This window comes from Acinetobacter sp. 1000160 (genome assembly GCF_000588715.1).
Taxonomy (GTDB): Bacteria; Pseudomonadota; Gammaproteobacteria; order Pseudomonadales; family Moraxellaceae; genus Acinetobacter; species Acinetobacter courvalinii.
Window position 1 is genome coordinate 74,469 of the sequence record NZ_JFWP02000003.1, and the last position, 24,760, is coordinate 99,228.

The window sequence follows — 24,760 nt, forward strand, 5'->3', positions numbered from 1 at the left end:
AAAAATGAATATTTATGAGTTGTTGAATGCGGAAAGTAATACTTTGTCTTTAAAGGACTTTGTTGATGCCATAAAAAGTTCAGAAATGAATTTTGAGCAAGATAAGACTTACATTTTGTATTCAGGTTCTATATCTGGAACTAAAACCTCATCTTTAGTGGGAAGTAATTTTTCTGAGGACTATTTTCATATTGGAAAAACAGAAGTAGGTAATTTTCTTATTCAAACTCAATTTAATACAAATGGAATGGGTGTTAAATTACTTGCAGCTATCCAAAAAGATTATATTTCAAAAGGTTTAATACCAGAAGGTCCATATCAAAGTTTATCCACTGAAGATAAGGCTTTAGTTAGAAATACAATGGAATTTATCTTCCAATCTGATCCTATAATTCCTGCAGATCCAAGATTTTCTCAAGCTTATCCTAAGGCTCAAGACATGAAACTGTGGGATATTGCTTCAGAGCGTTTCGTAGCTGAAGCTCCAACAGGAACGAATTTTAAAATTTTGGTTGGTTCAGATCCATTTGTAGTTGAGAAACTTCAAGATACTGTATTGATGAGAAAAGAAATACCAGCTTTATTTAGTAGAAATGATCTTTTCGTTGATGGATTATCTATAACTAATTTTAAAAATGGAAATAGTTTAGAAAGCTTTAAGGCCGCTTTATATGCTGAATCAGCAGCAATTACTAATTTATCTAAAAATGCTGATGGTACATTAAATGTCGAATTGTTTAAAACTTTTAAATCGTCAAGTGAAATCGAAAACTATATTAAAAGTCTTAAAAATTTATCGGATGCGGGTGATATTGATGCGACTAAAAAATTAAACTTATTTGATACAGAGTCAAAAAGTATTTTCAAACAACTTGAGAGCTATTTAACAAACTTACCAGAAGGAACACAAACGGTTCTCAAGGGTTTGAGTGTTGTCGGGGTGGCACTAAGTTTTATTATTGCTAGTAGTCAAGCTCAGGCAGCAGAGCAAGCTGGTGATCATCAGCGTGCAAAAGACATAATGATTGAATGGGGTGTTGGTGAGGCTGGAGCTGAAATAGCCACAATAGTATCTGGTGCATTAATAGGATTAGTTGGCGGGACGCTATTAGGATTATCTGCACCAGTTGCATTAGTAGCTGGTGTAGTTGTTGGTATTACAGCAGGTATCTATGGAGAGGATGCAGCTAAGAAACTGTATAATTTAACAAAAGATCAAAATGATAATGGGAAAATTGATTTATTAGATGCAATTGGAAAATTACTTTTTGGTATAGATAGTACTCCTATTGCAATTGCTCAGATACTAAAAGCAAATGATCGTGCATTAATAATTGATGCTCCAATTCAGCAAGTATTAAATCTTGCAATAACTGATTTATCTTACCGTTATGCACTTTTAAAGCTTAATCCATTTGTAGTAAAAGGTCTTGATTATCAACAGTATAATTTAAATGGAGAGCTTGATTTAGCTAATCCTCAAAATGTAGATGGTATAAGCCAGCAGTTTTTACAGAATAGAGCTGAAATGTTGATGTGGAAGCTTGAATTCATGAAGCAAGGTGTTGATTTTAAAGAGCGTTTTAATCAGTTAGGTAGGTTGTTGCCTTTACCAGTTAAAGGAGATCATATTTATAAAGACTTAAATTTAGATTTAACTTTAGATATTGATGGAATTAACCCTCTGACACTAGCTAGTCATTATCATATTTTTGGCTCAGGTAAAGATGAAATTATTAATGGTGGAAAACTTTCTGATAATTTATTTGGTGGAGGAGGAAATGATAAACTAACAGCTGGTGATGGAACAGATTATTTAGAAGGTGGGAGTGGTAATGATATTCTGTATGGTGAGGGAGATAATGATCAACTGTTAGGTGGTAGTGGAGATGACCAACTCTATGGTGGTACAGGAAATGATTATTTAAATGGTAGTTTAGATAATGATTATCTTGATGGCGGTATTGGTAATGATATTCTAGTTGGTGGGAAGGGACGCCTAAATGCTGATGGTGGTGACGACAATGATATTATTTATGCTGATAAAACCAATACTTCAAATCTAGCACTACCCGATGAATTAAAAGGTGGTAAAGGTAATGATATTATCTATGGCTATGATGGTGAAAATAAAATAGAAGGCGGTGATGGAAATGATTTGTTATATGGTGGTAATGATAAGAATGAACTGAAAGGTGGGGCTGATAATGATCTTATTTACGCTGGTAATGGTGTTGATACTCTTGAAGGCGGATCAGGTACAAATATTTTAGTAGGTAAAGGTGGAGTAGATACATATAGGTTTTTTACTTCGGCTATAGGTCTAGACGGCTTTGGTACCACACTTATTAAAGATAATGATGGGAATATTCTGATAGACCATAAGGTATTACAACTTGGTGACTATGACCCAACAATTCGGGCATGGAGAAGTCAGGATGGCGAATACATCATCCGAAAATTGGGTGAAGATACAGATAAAACAATAATAAGCATTCATAAAGTTGGTGATGAAAAAAATACAATCTATCTTGATGGTTGGGATCAAAATCTTCCTGATTTACCATCAGAAAGTATACCGAATAAAGATGGTATGCTTATTTTAAATGATGGAAATAATATTATATATAATCAAAATAAAGTAAATGCTGGTAATGGTAATGATTATATTGCAACAAATAATAATGATAATTATGTCGATGGTGGTGATGGTAATAATTGGATTGATACTGGTGGAGGTAATGACTATGTTGTTGGGGGGGGAGATGATGATATTATTTTAACTGGTTATGGTGATGATACCATTTATGGAGGGATGGGCGATGACTTAATTTTTACTACAGTTGGGCATAGTAACCTTAATCCATACTTTTTCAATGATAATTTAAAAAATGGTTACTCTACGAGTAATTATTCTTCCGATTACGATATTGATTTTAAATATAAGAAAACTTTACATGAGGAAACTCAAAGTTATAGTTTTTATCTTAATGGCTCTGCCACAATTATGCCTAATATCGAAACCTATATTATAATTGAAGGAAAAAAAATAGATTTATTTTCCGCATTTTTCTTGGATCAAGATATAAGAAGTGGTGAGGAGAATGATCAAGATATTGCATATGGTGGACAGGGCTTAGACTTTATTATTGGGTCTGGAAGTGTTGATCGATTGTATGGCGGCGAGGATGATGACCATCTTTATGGACGTGGTGGCGATGATTATGTTTATGGAGAACAGGGGGAAGATATTATATATGGCGGCGCTGGTCGTGACTATTTAAGCGGAGGAGACAATAGCGATCGTTTGGTAGGTGGATATGAAGCTGACATCATTTTTGGAGGGCAAGGTGACGATGTTATTACTGGGGATTTACAAAACCTTTACGGCACTAGTGCTCCGCCTGAATCAGCAGATCCAACTAGATATGGCGATGACCTCATTTATGGTGGGTTAGGCCAAGATGTGATTTGGGGGAATGGTGGAAATGATATTCTTTATGGTGGAGATGATAAAGACCAGATTCTCGGCGGCGGTGGTGATGATTTCTTATTTGGTGGAAATGGCAATGATTCATTAGTTGGAGGCGCAAATAACGACATTCTTTTTGGCGATGAGAATGATGACTCGCTTAAAGGTGAGGATGGAGATGACATTCTTTATGGAGGTAATGGCAATGACATCTTTCTTTTTGGTGGAGCCAATAATGACATCATTTATGGCGGTGAAGGAAAAGATGCATTGTTTGGTGAGGCAGGAGATGACATCTTATTTGGGGGAGCTGGAAATGATAAGTTAGTTGGTGGACAAGGATCCGATTTATACGTATTTTCAGTCGGTGATGGACAAGACGTAATTCAAGAAGAAGTCACTGATTTAGCAGCATTGAACTATCAAAACTTTATTTATTTCACCTTTGATCCAAGCCAAATGAGAGGTATTAGTCGAGCTGGATTCGACCTGATTGTTAAATATGGAACAGATGATCAAGTTACAGTTAAAGACTATTATAAAGTTAGAAATACCAGTAACCATAGCTATTTAGAAAACCAAGAACTATTTGAACAAATTGAGATATCAGAAATCCGCTTCGAAGATGGTACGGTTTGGGATACTGCAAAAATTATGCAGATGGCACCACCACCAGAAATCAATGAATTACCTTTAGAGCCATTAACTGGCGTTGCCTACTTTATTGATGCTCTTGCAACACGAGAGTCTATTGCTCTGCTTGGAAAAAAGATAATAAGTTATTCATTTCCTGCAAATGAATTACCTGGCACTAAGGCTTATTCTCAAGAACAGGTTTTAGCGATAGAGCAAGCACTGAATAAATTTGCTCAAGTGCTTAATGTCAGTTTTGTTCAATCAGATACTAGTGCCGGAGACCTTAAATTTTATTTAGATGATTTAACTTCAGCGGATGCTGGTGCAGCAGCAGGTTATGCGAGTGCTCAAACTGGTGAAATACATATTAATTCATTGCTATTTGAAACTGCTGATTCACTGAATCAGGGTAAGTATGGCTTTGAAGTATTACTGCATGAAATTGGACATGCTTTTGGGTTGGAACATCCTTTTGAAGCTCCTGTATTACCTGAAATAGAAAATAATCAAGATAATACAGTCATGTCATATACCTCAAATGATAATAATGACACTGAATTAAAAATATTTGATTTAGCAGCATTGCATTATATACATGGCGTTAATTCAGCTGCGCGTGCTGGGAATGATACATATACCTTTGCCGATAAATACATTTGGGATGGTAATGGTATTGATACTTTTGACGCATCTGCAGAAACCAAAAATGTATATATTAATCTTCAGGCGACGACATGGAGTTATGTTGAGCAGAAAGCAAATTATTTAACGGCTGTAGGTCAGGCCTTTATTGGTTATGGTACCGAGATTGAAAATGCAATTGGTGGTGAGGGTGATGACCAGCTTACAGGCAATCAACTCGATAATCACTTATCTGGGGGGGCTGGTTCAGATCTAATTCTTGGTGGTAAAGGTGATGATAGATTAGAGGGTGGCACTGGAACAGATATTTATCACTTCACATTGGGGGATGGTAAGGATCAAATCATTGAAGATGATGTAAATAATACAATTCGTTTGGATGGGGTTACTGTTCAAGAGCTCCATTATGTAAATGGTATTCTGCATTATGGTTCAAATGGAGATCAAATTGTAATTGACTCTAGTAAAGTAGCAACGTGGATCATTGCCAATGTCTCTTATACGACACAAGAGCTAGACCATATTTTTAGCGGAGGTGTTTCTTCAACAGAAAATATTATTCTTGGTCCTTCTCAGCGAGATGCAGAATTACTTGGGCAGGATAACACTAATGCATATGGAAATTCGCTAGATAACCTGCTTATTGGGAATAGTGGTAATAATATTTTAGACGGTGGTCAAGGGGTAGATACCCTTATTGGAGGAACTGGTGATGATATATATGTGCTGGATTCGATCAATGATCGAGTGATTGAAAAATCAATGGAAGGTATAGATACGATTGAAACCAGCGTATCACTGCCTGGTTTAGCTGAAAATATTGAAAATCTAACTTTAATTGGAAATGATACATTAACAGCGACTGGTAACAACTTAAATAATATTATTAAAGGGAATAGCGCTTCCAATACATTGGATGGTAGGGCAGGAGCTGATCTCTTAATCGGTGGTATGGGTGATGATTTATATATTGTTGATGAGTATTTAGATATCACACAAGAAAATGAGAATGAGGGTATAGATACAGTTCAATCTAGTGTGGATACTGTATTACAAAATAATATCGAAAACTTAGTGCTTACAGGTGCTGCAAAATACGGTACAGGGAATGCTTTAAACAATGTCATTATCGGGAATGATGCAAACAACATTTTAGAAGGCGGTGGTGGTCAAGATACAATTAAGTTTGGACATGGTCAGGATCGTTTGATTTTCAAAGTTGGTTCAGGCTCAGTTCAATTGGTAGATACACTTTCAACTAAGCTAACAAGTGATTATCGTACTGTTATTTTGGATAAACTAACGTTAAATGATGTGGTGTTTGCTCAAACAGAAAATGGCACATTAACTATTAAAATAAAAAATAGTCCAGATCAACTGGTTATTCAAGAGCAATTTGGAAATAGTGGCCAAAACTTGATTGATCATTTTGTATTTAGTGATGGAACATCATTGCCAGCACAAAGCATCAAATCAATGGCTAGTTTAACATTGGTATCTGGTAGTGAAGGAAGCGATACGCTATATGGTACAACTTCTAATGATTTGATTTTCGCGGGTGCAGGGAATGACAACATAGATGGAGGTATTGGGCAAGATATTATTGTTGGGGGGGCTGGCAATGATGTTTTAGATGGAGGTGCTGGTGATGACTTATTGATAGGGGGGGCTGGTAATGACTCACTCACTCCTGGTTTAGGTTATGACACGATCGTTTTTAGTCGTGGTTCTGGACATGATACGGTTTATGATTCTAGCAATAAGCAATGCTTAATCCGTTTTGATGGGGTTAACTTTGCTGAGGTAACTTTCTATCAAATTGGCATGGATTTAAAGGCGGTTATTCAAGACACTGGTGAAAGCATTCTGATTAAGAATGGTCTAGTGAAAGTTAGTTATTCCTCCTCGTATTATCCGTATTACTACATGTTACGCAATAAATTCCAATTTGCTGATCTTGGTTTAGTGGATGATTCTAAGATTAAAGTCCACGTGATTGGAACGGATGCAAATGAGGTGATTAACGGTGCATATACCCAAGATGAAATTAAGGGAGGGCTCGGTGATGATGTCCTGATTTTAACGGAGGGGGACGATGAATACCTTTATTCAAAAAATGATGGTAATGACAGGATTGAAGGCTATGGAGGCAATGATCTATTAAGATTCACAGATCTTACTTTAACAGATGTATTCTTTACGCAATCTGGTTTATACGATATTAAAATTACAATTCGTGAAACCCAACATGTGATCACTTTGGTGGATCAATTAAATGCTTCTTTGAATGGAAAAATTGATCAGATTATTTTTGCTGATGGTCAACAATTGTCTCAGAATGATTTTCTTGAGATTATTTTAGGAACAGACCTTGAGGAGACGCTCTACGGTACAGTTGGTAATGACCGTATTCAAGGTTTGGCTGGTGATGATGTCATTTGGAGTGGTAGTGGTGATGATATCCTCATTGGTGGCAGTGGTGATGATAGGCTGTATGGTGACTCTGGTGATGACACGCTGATTGGTGATGAGGGGAATGATAGCCTTTATGGTGGGGCTGGTAATAACATACTCATAGGTGGGGCTGGAGACGATGATATATCTGGTGCTGATGCAAATGATTCACTCAATGGTGGTACAGGCGATGATCATCTAAGAGGGGGGCGAGGTGAAAATACTTATACTTATCATGCAGGAGATGGGAATGATGTAATTGAGGATGGTTCTCAGCAATATAGTAATAATTATGGATATTGGTGGCGTCTTGACAACCAGAGTACTTTATTATTGCATGGGGTAAAGCTCGAAGATATTCGGTTCTCTTATGCCGATGTGAATGTTAATGATGATTATAGAAGCTATACACTTCAAATTACCAATAATGTGACCAACGAAACTATTACATTAAAGAATCAGGTCAATATTCTAGGTCAATATGGAATCGATGAGATTCATTTCGATGATGGAACAAAACTGTCTGCACTTCAAATTGCTAAAGGCTTATTAATAGGAACTCATGAAAATGATGTGATTTATGGCACCACTGAAGATGACACACTTATTGGGAATGATGGTAATGATACTTTAGAGGCTATTGTTGGCCACGATACATTGATTGGTGGAGCTGGCGACGATCGATTGCTGATCAATGGTAATTTGCGATCAAGTTACTATTATGATGATAAGGCCAATATGTATGGTGGTTTGGGTGATGATCACTTATCAGTCATTTCAGTCAATAACAATCAGCTGTATGGTGGTGCTGGCAATGACACATTACGTTTGAACAATAGTCAAAATAATGTGCTCAACGGTGGAGATGGGGATGATTTAATTCATTTAAATAATGGTTCAAGTAACCAACCCATCATATTCACAGGTGCTTTTGGCCATGATGTAATTGAAACATATTATGATTATTATCAAGGGCATAGCTTAAATCAAAAATTGGTATTCACAGATTTAAATGTCAGTGACATTTCATTTAGTGTTAATAACGAATATGACTTAGTTATTACCAGTTTAGTGGATCAAAGTACGGTAACTGTAGACTCACAATTTTTGAGTTATTACAAAGTTGCAAGCGTACAATTTAAAGATGGTACAGTGCTGACTGGGGATGATATTAAAAATAAAGTCCTACAAGGGACTCTACAAGCAGATCAGATCAACGGGTTCTTCACCAATGACAGTATTTATGGCTTGGCTGGTGATGATGTGATTTCTGGTGGCGGTGGGCAAGACAGCCTGTTTGGTGGAGATGGTGATGATGTTCTACAAGGCCGAGGTGTATTAGACGGCGGCAATGGCAATGATACGCTACAAGGTTGGGGAACACTGATTGGGGGGAAAGGCAATGACCTGATCAAAGTCACCAGTTCATCGATTTTCGTGTTTTCTGTGGGTGATGGCCATGACATTATCCAGTCAGATTCTTCTTTTAACAAGATTATGCTTCGTGGTATTGCCAAAGAGGAGGTCAGCTTCGGCATTCGCAATCTGGATTTAATCATTACACTCAATACGACGCAAGAAACCATCACCATCCCGAATCATTTTAAGAATGAGACAAGTCCTTTAATACAAACGGTATATTTTGATGATGGTCGATCTATTGAATATCAAGATTTTTTAAGTGGAATCGTTGTTGGTGGTGAAGGTAATGACTTTCTCCATGGCAGCATAGCGGGAGAACAGCTCTTAGGTAATGCAGGTGATGATCTCTTATTTGGTCAACAAGGGGATGACACGCTCAATGGTGGTGCTGGGAACGATATCCTAGCGGGAGGTAGTGGTAATAATACCTATATCTTTATGAAAGGTTCAGGCCATGATTCGATACGAGAAACACTGTTGGGAATTGATAGCACAAGAATTTTAGTCAAAGGCTTGAGGTATGAAGAACTCGCATTTAGCCATGGAGACAATGGCAGCCACGTATTAAGTATTATTTCGACGGGAGAATCGATTAGCTTTGTTGGCAATGTTCAAATGGAGATTGAGGGTGGCAACACCTATACCATTGGTCAACAAGATACGCTAGGTTATAACTTACTTGATGGACCACGAGATCCTAACAAAAATCAGATTTTTTATGGTTCTGGAAGTGTGGATCAATTAAAAGGATTAAATGGAGATGATCTACTAATTGGCGGCTCTCAAAATGATCTTTTAGATGGTGGGCGTGGCAATGATACGCTGATAGGCGGTTATGGCAATGACACTTACTATTTTTACCGTAATGCGGGCAATGATAAAGTCATCGAAGGTGTATGGGGCAATCAAATCAGTGAGGATCAGCCTTTTTTTACTGCTGACAAAATTAATGCCTCTTCACTTAAGATTGCAGACATCGTTTTTCAACAGTCAGAGAGGGATGTTTTTCTTCAAATCACCAATACGAATGACTCGATTCGTTATATCAATGGTGTACAAAAGCGTCTTGGTGAAATTACCTTGGCAGATGCGACCATTACCTTTAATAGTAATGGTCTCAGTAATATCATTAAAGGCGGTTATGGTAGCCAAACGATCTATGGGTCGAATAATACCACTCTAATTAAAGGTGGAGATGGTCATGATCATTTATACGCTGGACTCAATAAGACACAACTGATTGGGGAGTCGGGTGATGATCTGCTGTATGGTGGTTCAGGACATGATTATCTATTAGGGGACAGTGGCTATCGTAGAGATTATTATTCTAATTATATTTATGAGCCAGCTTCTGAACAGGGTAATGACACCCTTTATGGTGGAGCAGGGAATGACCACTTGGATGGTGGGCGTGGCAATGACATTCTTGATGGGGGGCAGGGCAATGATGAACTTATCGGGAACTATGGAAGTGATACCTTTGTATTTGCTAAAGGCTATGGTCATGATGTGATCTTGGATGGGGTTGCGCTTAGTTATTTAGTCAATAACCGATTAAAACAAGAAAATGATGTGGACACGTTATCGCTAAAAGGTGTGTTGGCCAGTGATGTGAGTTTTAGTCGCAAGGTCAGTGGTGATTTGATTGTTACACTTATTGAAACGGGTGAAACGATAGAAATTCGCAACCAGTATACGGCTGGAAGCAATAGTGATGATGTTATTATTACTAAAGTAGTGTTTGAAGATGGTTCAACTCTATCCGCCAATCAAGTGTATGAGCTAGCCACTGAAATCCCAACTGGGCTGAGCGGTTATATTAACTATGGTAGTAATTTAGACGATGTCTTTGTGAGTTATGGGGGGGGGAGCTTACTGGATTATTATTTGAATGGAGAAGTCCCAAGCTCATTCGGTGTGCGGCAAAGTAATGGTCAAACCAATATTAATGGTGGAAATGGTAATGATGTCTATAATTTAGATGGAAGTAGTGCACAAAATGTGACTTTTATTTTTGATCAGGACTTTGGTCACGACATTTTGAATTTAACCAGTAATGCCAAGAATAATACCCTTTATTTTTCAGCTCTGAATGTAAATGAGATTACTGCGACCCGTAAATATGATGATTTATTAATTGTCAATAATTTAACCGGTGAGAGTGTTTTGGTTCGGGGGCAATATACGCCTTCAACCAATCTAAAAGTGGAATATTTCCGGTTTTCTGATGGTCAAACCATTCACCTCGATCAATTAGACGTGATCATTGACCATACCATTAACGGAACTGATGGACAGGATAACTTGCATGACCTCATTGGTGATGATCTGATTTATGCAGGCAATGGTGATGATCAAATCACGTCAAGTGATGGGGATGATCAAGTCTATGGCGGTGCAGGGAATGATAGCCTAATTTTTACAGGCACTGGCGACCGGACGTTATATGGGGGGAGTGGGGATGATTATCTACGTCAATCATGGTGGCAAGCCAATTCTGGCAATCAGGTCTTGGATGGAGGCACTGGAAATGATTCTCTGGAAGCGAGTACGGGAGATGATCGTCTAATTGGTGGTGAGGGTGACGATTATCTGCACGGTGGGTTAGGTAATAATATCTATGAATTTGAAGGAAATTTTGGCAACGATCGGATTGCAAATTATAACTATAATAATTTTAAGCAGGCAAAAGATACAGTTTGGCTTAAAGATCTAAATTTGGCAGATGTGACTATTACGCAAGACCTTGATTATATCTATATAAAATCAAAACTTGCAGCTAACTCGATCATAATTGAAACAGGATATGGGTATAACGACAAAAATGTCTGGATACCGATTGAAAAAATTATTTTTAAAGATGGATTGATACTGGATCAAGCGCAATTAAAAACCATCTTGTCTATGGTAACGGACGGGGATGATTTCATTATTGGAGATGATCTAGACAATACCATTGAAGCTGGCATTGGCAATGACTTCATTTTTTCGGGTGGGGGGCATGATGTTTTAGTATTCAGAACTGGTTTTGGTCAAGATACCATTTTGGATCGAAGAGAGCGGTTTTTACCACCTGAATCTGAACCTCGCTTCTTGATTGAGTATCCGCAAGATGAGGGTAGTCGAACGATTTACCTTCCAGATTTTATTGCAAGTGATATTCAACTCACCATGAGTTATCAACATGATTCGGATGGGATGCCGATCGAAAATTTTTATATTAGTATTCTTGGTCAGCCAGATACGATTAGGGTGCAGCAAAATGCGATTGATTTTATTGTGTTTGGAGATGGGACAAGATATGACCGTGACCAAATCATAAAATTCACGACAATGATTGATGGTGATACTGTACGAGAAATTTATGGCTCCGAAGGTGATGATCGATTAGTCAGTGGCAATCACTATAACTATATGTATGGTGATCGTGGTAGTGATGTGTTTGTGATTGCACAAGTTCATGGACAAGAGATTGGTGATGGCTTCTATACCAAAGGCGAAACTGATATTGATGTGTTGGAATTAACCAATTTAAATTTGGAAGACGTAGAACTGTTTAGAGATGGGAATCGTTTAGAGATTCGCTCTACACAGGATCAAAACAGTGTCTATATTTATGAACAATTTGCATTGGGTGAGGATTATGGAATTATTGATGAGATTCATTTTAAAAATGGGCAAATTTTAAATAAACAACAAATTTATGAGATTTCGATTAGCAATGAAACTTTTTGGGGATCAGATGAAGATGAATCATTCAGCTCAGGTGCGGGTAATGATACCTTCTTTTTATCGAATGGCAATGATACCTATTTGTTCAAAACAGGATTTGGGAATGATTCTATCTCAAATGACTCCGGAAAGAGTTCAGGAACCGCTAGCATTGATTTAACTGATTTTAGTTTGGATCAAATTCAACTTTATCGAGAAAATGATTCACTATTGATTATGGATAAGGAGACGGGTAATACAATTACTGTTTATCAACAGTTTCTAAATCCAGCTGTTGCATTGATTGACAAAATTATATTGCAAGATCGAATGCTGACTGCTGAGCAGGTTAAAGCACAGATATTAACGGGTTCGGCAGGGGATGATATCCTGACTGATTTTATTGGTAATGATGTTTTATCAGGGGAGGCTGGGAATGACACCTTAATCAGCAACAAAGGCAATGATACTTTAATTGGCGGTGCTGGGGATGACAATCTTATTATCAATAGCCACGATAAAGCCACGATTATCTTTGATGCGCAGTCTGGGCATGATGTGATTAAAGGAAATAATTATAATTATACTGACATTGTACTATCTGGCTTAATAGCAAGCGATCTCGTCTTTGCTGGCTTGAATGGTATTTACACGGTTTCTACTTTAAGTTCCGAAGCAAGTCTGACTTTATCATCTATTGAAGGAGTTCGATTTAAATTTGAAGATCAGTCTGAGTGGGTGACGGCTAGGGATGCATTCAAAGGACAAGATCTAAAAGTTGTGGGTACCGATGGGAATGATTATTTGTGGAGTCAAACGATTCTTGCTGAAACCCTTGAAGGAGGAGCAGGGAACGATCAGATTTATGGCGGGGTTGGCGATACTCTATTTGGCGGCACAGGTAATGATACAATCGCGGGAGGAGACAAGAGTATCATCATTGGTGGCGCTGGCAATGACCGATTGCTAGGTTATTATAATAATAAAGAAACCATCTATCAATTCGACCAAGTCATTGGACATGATCGTATTAGTGTTCATGATTATCGTTCCGAAGGTGGAAGTACTGGTGTCATTAAGCTCAATTATTTGAATAAAAACGATGTGATTATTAATTTTAGTAATTGGCATTATCTCGATTATTATAATGATGAAATTAATATTCCCTCTTTAAATATTTTAGTGAAAAATACGGGTGAGACCATTTCAATTTCGGCTCCAGAAGGCAGATATTATTATGACTTGCTCAATCTTATCCCACAAAATCCAATTGTTTTTATGAATGGCGAGGTGATGTCATTTGAAGAGATTAAACAACACGTTTTATATTCAAATTCAAATCTAAATGACATCATCGAAGGGACGTCAGGCAATGATTATCTCGATGGTGATCGTGGTAGCGATATACTACTTGGTGGACGAGGAGATGATACCTATTTTGTAGATGTCAGTACAGATACGATCGTGGAGCGCAATGATCAAGGCATCGATCATGTGATGAGTCAAAGTGATTTTAGCTTAAGTGACTATGTAGAAAACCTGACTTTAGTTAATGACACTGCTGCATTGCTGGGGGTGGGCAATGGCCTGAATAACATGATTAAGGGTAACCAAAACGAAAATCGTTTGGAGGGGCATGGTGGGAATGACAGACTAGATGGAGGTCTCGGTGCAGATACGCTACTTGGGGGACTAGGAAATGATATTTATATTGTTGATAACGCTGGTGATAATGTTATTGAAAATATGGATGAAGGGATTGATTTAGTTTATTCAGATATTACTTACACACTCACTGATCATGTAGAAAATCTAACATTAACAGGGTATGAAAATAATACAGGGACAGGCAATGAACTCAATAATATAATCATTGGAAATGATGGCTCCAATTTGTTAATGGGCTTGCAAGGCAATGATATTTTAGACGGAGGTGCTGGTGCTGATACGCTACTTGGGGGTGCTGGAAATGACATTTATTATGTTGAGCATATCAACGATCAAGTGATTGAATATGCATCTGAAGGTGTTGATACGGTCTATTCTAATATAGCTTATATTGCCCCGCAAAATGTTGAGAATATTGTATTGACAGGTGCTGCTGAGATCAATGCGACTGGTAATGCATTAAATAACACTTTAACTGGGAACAAGGCTGCAAATACGCTATTGGGAGGAATCGGGCAAGATACTTTAATCGGCGGCTTAGGGAGTGATGTTTATTTTTATACCCGCGACAGTGGTCAGGATACGTTGATTGATTACAGTGCGGTGAATACTGGTGATGTCAATAAAGTATATTTTGAAGTAGGGATGACGAGAGATCGATTAATTCTGAATTGGGAAAATAATGATCTAATTGCCTCGATTGCAGGCTACTCATCTGTACTACGCATTCAGGATTTTAAAATTGACCAAAATGAATGGCGCTTTATTTTAGGTGACAGTGTTGAACTCAATAAAGCACAATTGATCAATCTCATTGGTGAAAATAGTAGCACTGATTATCCGCATGTAATGGATGATCAAATTTCAATTGTGGTGAATCAGACCAATACGTTTGGTAATTTGCTCAGTAATGATTATGATTCTGCAGCTTTAAAACTTTCTATTGTAAACAATGGTATTTTGCAAGGAAATTACGGTGAATTACATCTTAATGCAGATGGTACGTACCAGTATGTTATTGATGCTAATAAAGTTATCGAATTAGATCCGAATCAGACTGTACAAGATAATTTCTTCTATGTAACAACGAACGGTCGTTTCGAAAGTACAGGACAATTGGCTGTCAGTCTTACGGGTGTAAATGATGCGCCAATCGTTTTGAGTGATAATGCAAGTTTATTCGCAAGTGAAAGTATTCTAACTGGTAATGTACTTTCAAATGATAAAGATCCTGAAAATAATCATCTATTAGTAAAAAATCAGACTGATCAGCAGGGCTTATATGGGCTTATCCACTTTAATGCAGATGGAACCTATAACTATATTCTTGATTCTTCTAAGGTAACTCATCTAATTCCAGATCAACGCGTTCAAGAGAAGTTTAGCTATCAAGTCACGGATGGTGAATTGAATACAACTGCCGAATTGATCATTGAGATTATTGGAGTGAATGATCAACCACAAGCCACTATTGATCATGCCTATGTTGCTGCCAATGAAAACAATATTATGGGCAATGTGCTCCATAATGACACTGATCCTGAAAATACTACACTCAAAGTTATTGTTTCTGACCGTATTCAACATGGTCTCTATGGAACATTAACGCTGAGTGCTGATGGCAGTTATCGCTACGAAATTGATAGTAAAAAAGTTGCGGTATTTAAACAAGGTCAACAGGTATTGGATACTTTCTCATATCAAGTGACGGATGGAGAGTTGGGTGATACCAGCCAATTACAGATTCATATCACTGGAGTAAATGATGCACCAGTATTGTCCAAAGACATGGTTGCTATCAGTGTTGATCAGTCAGAAGTTAGCGGTAATGTCCTCAATAATGATCGTGATCCTGATGGCCTGATTACGATTCTGGATAGTGGTGAGAAGCAAGGGCTTTATGGTGTTTTATTCCTCAATAGTGATGGCAGCTATCAGTATATTCTTGACCGAAATAATGAGGAATTAATTCAATTACCAAAAGCACAACATGTTAGCGAAACTTTTAGCTACCAAGTAAAAGATGGTGCCTTTGAGTTGAGTAGCCAGATTGAGATTACCATTAATGGCGGTAATCGAGGTCCAAACGTTACGGATGATAGCAATGTCGTTGATATTGAAATTGGTGAGGTGGTTGGAAATGTACTCCAGAACGATGTCGATCCAGACCAAGATGCCCTACTCATTTTAGATACGCGTGATCAAATCGGTAACTTTGGAGTGCTGCATCTTGCAGAAGATGGTTCGTATCGATACATTTTGGATCCCGCTGCAATTCCTTTGATTACTGAAGATCAGCGGACGGAATATTTCAGTTACATCGTTTCTGATGGGGATGTAATAAGAGAAGGCTATTTAGAGATTAATATTACGGGACTTAGCTTTAATCAGGCACCAGAAGCAGTATTGGATAGCATCGATGTTTTAGCTGATGCTGATTATGTTACTGGTAATGTTCTAGACAATGACAGTGATCCAGAGGGTGATAGTCTGGCAATTGTTAATATTGGTGAGTATCAGGGAGCTTATGGCATCCTTCATCTTAATAGTGATGGCAATTATGATTATGTACTTGATGCTGAGAAAATTAAAGCTCTTAAAGTAGGTGAGCAAGTACAAGAAAGTTTTGATTATCAAGTGACAGATGGTGAGTTGATATCAGATAGTCAATTACTCATTAATATCACCGGTGTCAATGATGCCCCAATCACGATTGCAGACAGTGTAGATATTTTAGCGGATGTAGATTACGTCATGGGTAATGTTTTAGACAATGATAGTGATCTAGATGGTGACTCTTTAACGATTACCAATACCGGCGAGCATCAAGGCAATTATGGTGTTCTTTATCTCAATGCAGATGGAAGTTATGACTTTGTACTTGATGCGGAGAAAGCTAAAGTTCTTAAAGCGGGTGAGCTGGTAGAGGAAAGCTTTACGTACCAAGTCACCGATGGTGATTTGCAATCGCATAATCAACTGTTAGTTAATATCATGGGAGTGAATGACGCACCAATTGTGATTGCAGATAGTGTAGATGTTTTAGCGAATGCAAAACATGTGACAGGTAATGTATTGACAAATGACAGTGATCCAGATGTTGATAGTCTGGCAATTGTTAATATTGGTGAGCATCATGGAGTTTATGGTGTCCTTCATCTTAATAGTGATGGTAGCTATGACTATGTGTTAGATGCTATGAAAGCTAAAGCTCTCAAGGCAGGCGAGCAAGTACAAGAAAGTTTTGATTATCAAGTGACAGATAGCAACGTAGTGTCCCATAGTCTGTTAAAAATTAATCTTACTGGAGTTTCACTTCAAGCACCTACCATTGATATTATTTCTAGTCATGATGGTAGTGCACTTGTGAGTGGGAAAACTGAGTTGGGAACTTTTGTTATTGTAAAAGATCCTCAGGGTCATTCTTATACAGTAATGGCAGATGATAAAGGTCACTATTCATTTAATATTCCAGCGCCTGCCGCCGAAGGTAAATACGAAGCGATTGCAACTGATGCAGTGGGGAACACATCTGATAGTGTGACAGCGATTTTAGATGATGCAATTGCTCCTACAATGCCAGTAATTGAAACTTATAATATTACGGGTCATGGTTTGGAGATCAAAGGAATTGCTGAACCGAATAGTAAAGTTAATATTTATACATTATCTGGTAATCTCATTGGATCAGGCATTACCAATGCACAGGGTAAATTTGTTGCGACAATTCTAGAAGAGTATAACGATGCTAGAACACTAAAAGTCACTGCAATTGATAAAGCTAATAATGAGAGTCAAGCAACCGAGTTTGCAACAGATCCTGTGGTTGCTACGAATAATCAAGATAGTGCATATGTTGACTTGATCAAAGGGCTAACTCCAATTATTAGTGAGGAAAGCAAGACATTCTTTAAACTGTTTAGTAGTTCTTTGTTGAATTTATTAGGTGTTGGTTCTTTTGGTGGAGCGATGGAATTTTCTGTAAATAGCGGGCATATGCAAAATGTCGTTGCGACAGTTAAGGCAAATAGTTTAGCTGCTATATTTGATCAAATGACGATTTCATTATCAAAGAAACAAACGGATGGCTCTTGGACGTTAGTTGCAAGCAATAAAGATAGTGGTTGGTTAGACCTAATGATTTTTGGCGAGCAGGCTACTATTAAACTGAATGGATTGGAGGGAGGGACTTATAAATTAGGCTTTGAAAGTAAGCCATTTGCTGGTTTAGCAAACTTTTTAAATGTGTCTTTGAAATATGCAGATTATGATCTAACTCAAAGCCCTAAAACGACTGCTTCATCTATTGAACAAGTTATTGGTAATCTTATTTCAGATGCCGATACGCATACTGGTAAAGTTGATAACTTAGGGCCAGGTGATAAAGTTCAAATCAGTATTCTGAAAAATGGACAATATCTAGATGTTATATCTACAACTACTATACAAGGTAAATATGGTTTGTTGACGCTTTCTGAGGATGGCAGCTATATTTATCAGCCATCAACTAGTTTATCAAAACTAGTGAATGCAGATGAATTTAGCTATCAAATCACTAATGCAAATGGAGACTCATCTATTGCTAAATTAGTGGTAGATTTTACTTATAATTGGAAAGGTACTATCTCTGATGATGTGTTTATTTCAAGTGGAGCAACAGATCTAATTACTGGTAATACTGGTGCTGATACTTTGATTTATCAGTTGTTGGTGGCTTCTGATGCTGTAGGTGGAAATGGCAATGATCATTGGGCTGACTTTAAGGTGGGAAGCATCAATAGCAATGCGAATGCTGATAAGATAGATATTGGTGATTTATTAATAGATTATTCTGGTAATCATAGTATTACGAGCCTTACACCTTATCTCAAAACTGTTGTGAAGGGTGCTGACACAGAACTATATATAGATCGCGATGGTAATGGTTCAACGTATAGTAGTTCATTGCTATTAACTTTGAATAACACCAACACTAGTTTAAGTGATCTAATTAATAATCAGCAAATTGTGATTTAGATTTATTTAAAGAAAGGCATTAAGATTCGTTTCTTTCTTAATGTCTTTCTCCCTTATATTAATTTCAGTAGTAATTTTAGATAAAATTTTTCATCCTAAGTCTTTGTTTTTTAATTTATAAATATGTATAATAACTATTCTATTATAAAGTGAAATAAAAATATGGAAAAATTATTAAAGGGGCTCTTTATGGGGAGCATCATGATTTTGTCTACATATACCGTTGCAGCTACATGGCAAGATGTGGGAACACTTTCAGGTGGAATTTTTCCTAATACCTCATGCCAAGTCCAACTTGCATCGCCTACTGCAAATAGCGGAGTTTTCCGAAATATAGTACCAGTAAGTATATATAAAGATCCGTATGATCTTAAAATGGATTTTTCAAATTATACTGTAGATCAGTTGCGAGATTTCTTTATAGATGTACCTAATAATAACTGGGAAAGTTTTTATCAAAGTTATCAATCAGCCCAAAAAAAATACCCATATCACACACCTAAATTCAATATATCAATTTATAAAAATAATAATTATTTTTCCACATCCTCAATGCTTGTTTTAGTATCTGGAGGACAACAAATCTCAGTTGGCACACCTATTCAAGCTATAGCTTCTCACCCTTATATTAAAATTCAGCAGTTTTGTCTGTCTTAAATATAGCTGAAATCATCCTGAATATTTTATATCTAGGGTGGTTTCTAAAATTATCATATTGTAATTGAGAGTGAATAGAGAAGTTAGTAACCATTCTTAAGTTGTTGTTATAGAATTTTTGTTAATATTTTTATTCTATCAAGAAATGTATAAAAAGGTAATGGGTCAAGATCGGGTGAATTTGAATTGTATAAAAATAAAATTTAAACAAAACAAAATGTTATTGATTTAGTTCAACTGACGCCACCTCTATTAAAATACTACTAGAAATTATTTGAGCTGAAATAAAAAAAGCGTTGAAATAAACCAAAAAATTTGGGGGGCATGCATACATCTTCACTTTAAGTTATTAGTTTTTTGTATGAGCACTTTTTAAACTCTGTTTCATCAATTTTTTATTTGATTCTAAGATCACTATTCTTAAATTTTCATCTTCAATGCTACGTGCGATAAGGATTGTACCCACTAATTGGCTCATCATAGCCCAAGCTTTTTCCTCACTACCCAAATTCTTGGCAAATAATGCATGACCTCTCATTAATTCATTTTGATGCAATCTTCGTATTTCACTATCTGATTGAGCGATTTCATTTGCTAAGGAAGGAAGAAAACATCCATTTTCGGGTTGTTCTACGTGAGATAGGGAAAGGTAACGATCAAGTTCAAAATCAATCCAATCCTCAATATTCTCATGTGGATTATTCCACCACATGCGGATGCTGCGTTCTGATTCAGTTTCAATTAATGCCTTAAACAAATCATTTTTAGACGAAAAGTGTTTGTAAAAACTACCACTTGTCACGCCTGCTGCTTTCATAAAACGGTCAATCCCAGTCGCATAAAAGCCCTGTTTTTTTGCTAGCTTCCCGCTGATAGCAATAAGTTCTTGACGTTTCTGGACTTTATAACCGTCTTTATACCGCATTTCTGATTTCCAAAAATTAATTTGCTTAGAGCATAAATATAACATAGTATTTTATTGGGTAACGATCGTTATCTAATGGACAATTATCGGAGAATGCTAATGGAAGTCCAGAATGAACAAGTAACTCAAGGTAAAAAAGTAGCTTTGGTAATTGGTGCAGGTGATGCTACGGGTGGAGCTATTGCAAAGCGTTTTGCGCAGGGAGGCTACATTACTTGTATGACTCGTCGAAATGCTGACAAGTTGTTGCCACTGATTAAAGAAATTGAATCGGAAAATGGTCAGGCTTATGGCTTTGCCTCAGATGCACGAAAAGAAGAACAAGTCATAGAGTTAATAGAAAAAATTGAATCAACGATTGGCCCAATTGAAGTCATGGTCTTCAATATTGGAGCGAATGTTCCATGCAGTATTTTAGAAGAAACAGCTCAAAAATATTTCAAGATCTGGGAAATGGCATGTTTTGGGGGATTCCTAGTAGGACGGGAAGTTGCTAAACGTATGGTTCCACGCCAAAAAGGTACCATTATCTTTACAGGTGCAACAGCAGGTTTACGGGGATCAGCAAATTTTGCCGCATTTTCAGGGGCTAAGCATGGCTTACGTGCATTGGCGCAAAGTATGGCAAGAGAATTAGGTCCTAAAAATATTCATGTGGCCCACGTTGTCGTGGATGGGGCTATCGATACTGCTTTTATCAAAGAGACTTTTCCTGAGGCTTACGCACTTAAAGAACAAGATGGAATTTTGAACCCCGCTCATATAGCAGAAAACTACTGGTATTTAACTCAACAGCCTCGTGATGCTTGGACACATGAACTTGATCTTCGACCTTATATGGAACGTTGGTAATCGATTCTGGGTTTATTTTAAATTTTGGTTAAATACGGAAAAATAGCAATGAAAGAACTTGAGTTTTATTTTGATGTGGGCAGTCCTTATAGTTATTTGGGAATGTATCGCATGTTACAGATTGCTGAAAAACATCCGGTAGAAATTATTTGGAAACCGATGTTATTGGGTGGTGTTCTAAAAGCGCATGGCAATAGCAGCCCATTGGAAATTCCTGCGAAGGCTAAATATTCAATGATGGATATACAGCGATGGGCAAAAATCTGGGATATACCAGTAACAATAAATCCTTTTCTACCGATTAATACATTACAAATGATGCGGCTTATTACCGCTGTTCAGATGTATCAGCCAGAAAGATTCCTTAGTTTAGTAAAGGGAATTTTCAATGCGATGTTCCGTGAACCTCAAAATTTAAATGATATAAACGTTTTGATCCATGTGGCTAAAAGACTAGATCTAGAACTTTCAGTCGTAGAGGGTTGGTTAGCTGATGAAGATGTTAAGGCCCAGCTTAAAATGGTTACTGAGAGCGCAATTCAAAAAGGGATATTTGGCGCACCTACATGGATTATCGATAATGAGATGATTTGGGGAGTAGATCACCTTAACTTTGTTGAAATGGCTTTAACGGTTTAAGAAAAATTTCTTTTTTAACTGAGTAAATTTATTATTCATACTGGCCTTAAGCAACCTATCTCTAAATCTTATTGAAATGATATGTTGAAGGCGGATTTATTTTCATAAATTTTCAAGGCCAGTGTTTTCAAGTTTATGATAATATTAAATTAAAATCATAAATCATCTCGAATTTAACAAATCGAATTTTATCTTCTATTATTACTTGTGAACCCCCTTTATCTAAAGAATTAGTCATATAGAGATGGACAAAAATACTGAACAAGACTATAAAACCAAACAATAAGCTTTAGCAGAACTTCTATTAGACAATATTTAAATTAGTGCTACTTTGTCTAGAAGAGGCTGCATTCAAATTATTTACTCAAACTAAATGTATTGCGAGAGACAAACTTATGGCCCTTAAGGAAGCAATTCTTACAGCTTTATTGGATGGTGAAGCATCTGGCTATGATTTAGCGAAGCTATTTGATTTTGCGATGGCGAATTATTGGGCTGCTACACCTCAGCAACTTTATCGTGAGTTGGACAAGCTAACCATTGATGGACTTATTGATGTTCGTCTGGTTGAACAAGACCGTCGGCCAAATAAAAAAGTTTTTTCCCTCACTGATGCAGGGATGGAAGCGATTGTAAAATTTTCCTCAATTGAAACAAAACCTACTGCAATTCGTGAAGAATTAATGTTGAAAGTGCAAGCGGTTGATTTTGGTGATGTTACAGCAGTTTGCGAAGCACTTGCATCAAGACGTGAAGAGGCACAAATTAAGCTCACTCGTTATGAAGAGCTTCAGGTACATTTTCTTGATGGAAAATCTGAAACTGAATATCTTGAAGTGTCATCACGTGTAGGCCCATACCTTACACTTTTGCGTGGAATTGCTTTTGAGCGTGAAAATATTGAATGGGCAGAACGATGTTTGTCTGTTTTGAATAAACGTAAAGGAAAATCCTAATTTATTTCAGTAAATTTAATATTTTTTAAAATTTAAATACTTAACTCATTTTTTGCTCCTTTCACTAAAAAGAGCTAACAAATTTATCTCTCCAAGTTCTTGGACTTCATTTAGGGCACTTTCGTTAGAAAGTGCCCTATTTTTTTCCTTGTTTTTAACAAGTACTTAGCTTGTTCAAACACAAATATTGTCATGAGTTTAATTGTCAAAATGATTTTGATCTGAGTGTTAAACATAAGAATAAATCCGATAAGCGGTAAAGAGTGACAAGTATTATTCAAAAAATAGTATAGACAACAAAGTTAATATTAACTAAAGTTAGTATGTGTGGTGAATTCATGAGCTATTGCTGAAGCTTTCAATGATAAATAGCTCAAGAATCAGATATTCCAGTGATCAAGCTTGATTACAAAAGTTTCAGACTCCAAAGGAGATACAGTATGGGTAGTATGGCTAATTCAGAAACTCAATCAGTTAATTCAGATCTTGCTAAACGCGTAGCCGTAGTTACCGCGCTAGCACGTGATCCTGGTTCAGAGGTGTATCTTGATCCAGCGGAAGTTGACTATGAAGCATGGAATCATGTCGGTGATCCGATAGCAGAAGATCTGATTGAGCTCATGCGTGAACAAAAATTAATGCGTGGTGATATCTATGCTAATGCCCGTAAATTAGAAGCAGATGGCGTAGCTGAAGCAATTACTTTTTTTAAAGACGTAGAAACACTTCCATCATGGTTTGACATTGACTCCCTCAAAGTAGGGGCCAGTATGGGACGTCGTAATCCATTTGGTATGAGCATAGCTTTTCTTTCAGCACTACCTTTTACATATATTGATCCAGCCACAGCTGAAGTTATGAGTGCTACTGGTCGTTTAGCGCGTGGAGGAGATTATCGCCGTCGCGTTTTTGAAACTGCGGCAGGATTCTTTGGAGCGCTGGATGTTGATGGCATGCTTCCTGGCGGTGAACGCTGGATTTTATGGGTTCGCATTCGACTCTTACATACTATGATCCGTCAAGGTATTCATCGTGGTGGAAACTGGGCTCGCTACGATAGCGGTACGCCAATTAGTCAGATTGCTACGGCAGCATGTACCTATATTTTTGGTCAACATCGCGTAAATATTATTGAGGCTGCTGGTGGGGTCGTTACTCAGGAAGAGCGAGATGGCTTTGCTTTGATGTGGCGTTGGGTATCACGAATACAAGGCGCTAACAACCAGTTATTGGGACGTACACACGCTGAAGAATTCGACCTCCAATCTCGTGAACATGCATATTTGTATGAGTCAACAGAATTAAGTGCTGAGCTTACAGATGCTGTGATTTCAAGTTCCGCTGCCATAGGACAATTTGGTGGTTCGAAAACAATTAACCAAGCTGTTGCCCGTTTACTTCTTTCTCCTGAAATGACTCAAACGTTACCTAATAAAGATCTACGAGAATGTCTCGGTATCGAACCTGTACCTGTTGCAGATGCATTCGTTAAAAGTATTTCTATACTGCTGAAGATACCTAATCAACTTACCCGATTGAAAGTGGTGCGTAATTATTTTGATAAGAATGGCCAAAAGATATTGGATTCTGCAATAGAAAAAGGTCTTGCAGGTGTTAAAGCCGAGTATAGAGGTACACCAGTTGCGAATAAAGCAACCGATGAATAATTAAGTTCCTCGGCATCATAGATTCATAAAGGGACATTTATGT

General features: G+C 37.2%; 7 protein-coding genes. 6 read left to right on the plus strand and 1 reads right to left on the minus strand.

Going from position 1 to position 24,760, the window contains the following annotated elements; genetic code table 11:
• The first annotated feature begins 4 nt into the window (after positions 1 to 4).
• Both J699_RS19915 and J699_RS11855 read left to right on the plus strand, forming a co-directional pair.
• Entirely contained in the window at positions 5 to 19,021 is a 19,017-nt protein-coding gene (locus J699_RS19915) for a VCBS domain-containing protein (RefSeq protein WP_032882788.1), read from the plus strand.
• A gap of 162 nt (positions 19,022 to 19,183) precedes the next feature.
• Positions 19,184 to 19,678 carry a hypothetical protein gene (locus J699_RS11855; protein WP_032867797.1) on the plus strand — a complete coding sequence of 165 codons (495 nt, stop codon included), beginning with the start codon at positions 19,184 to 19,186 and terminating at the stop codon, positions 19,676 to 19,678.
• Positions 19,679 to 20,027: 349 nt separating this feature from the next.
• Here J699_RS11855 and J699_RS11850 read toward each other — a convergent pair whose 3' ends face one another.
• Positions 20,028 to 20,603: a TetR/AcrR family transcriptional regulator gene (locus tag J699_RS11850; RefSeq protein WP_032867795.1), complete on the minus strand. Its 576-nt coding sequence runs from the start codon at positions 20,601 to 20,603 to the stop codon at positions 20,028 to 20,030.
• Between the two features lie 99 nt (positions 20,604 to 20,702).
• On the opposite strand from J699_RS11850, the gene J699_RS11845 reads away from it, so the two are divergent.
• From J699_RS11845 to J699_RS11830, 4 genes are all read left to right on the plus strand, one after another.
• Positions 20,703 to 21,455, plus strand: coding sequence for an SDR family oxidoreductase (locus tag J699_RS11845; RefSeq protein ID WP_104021886.1), 753 nt, complete (start codon positions 20,703 to 20,705; stop codon positions 21,453 to 21,455).
• A gap of 48 nt (positions 21,456 to 21,503) precedes the next feature.
• Positions 21,504 to 22,094, plus strand: coding sequence for a 2-hydroxychromene-2-carboxylate isomerase (locus J699_RS11840; RefSeq protein WP_032867792.1), 591 nt, complete (start codon positions 21,504 to 21,506; stop codon positions 22,092 to 22,094).
• A gap of 395 nt (positions 22,095 to 22,489) precedes the next feature.
• Positions 22,490 to 23,050 (plus strand): PadR family transcriptional regulator, encoded by a 561-nt coding sequence (locus tag J699_RS11835; protein WP_032867790.1) that lies wholly within the window; start codon positions 22,490 to 22,492, stop codon positions 23,048 to 23,050.
• A 440-nt stretch (positions 23,051 to 23,490) separates the two neighbouring features.
• Positions 23,491 to 24,717: an oxygenase MpaB family protein gene (locus J699_RS11830; RefSeq protein ID WP_032867788.1), complete on the plus strand. Its 1,227-nt coding sequence runs from the start codon at positions 23,491 to 23,493 to the stop codon at positions 24,715 to 24,717.
• Positions 24,718 to 24,760: the final 43 nt, after the last annotated feature.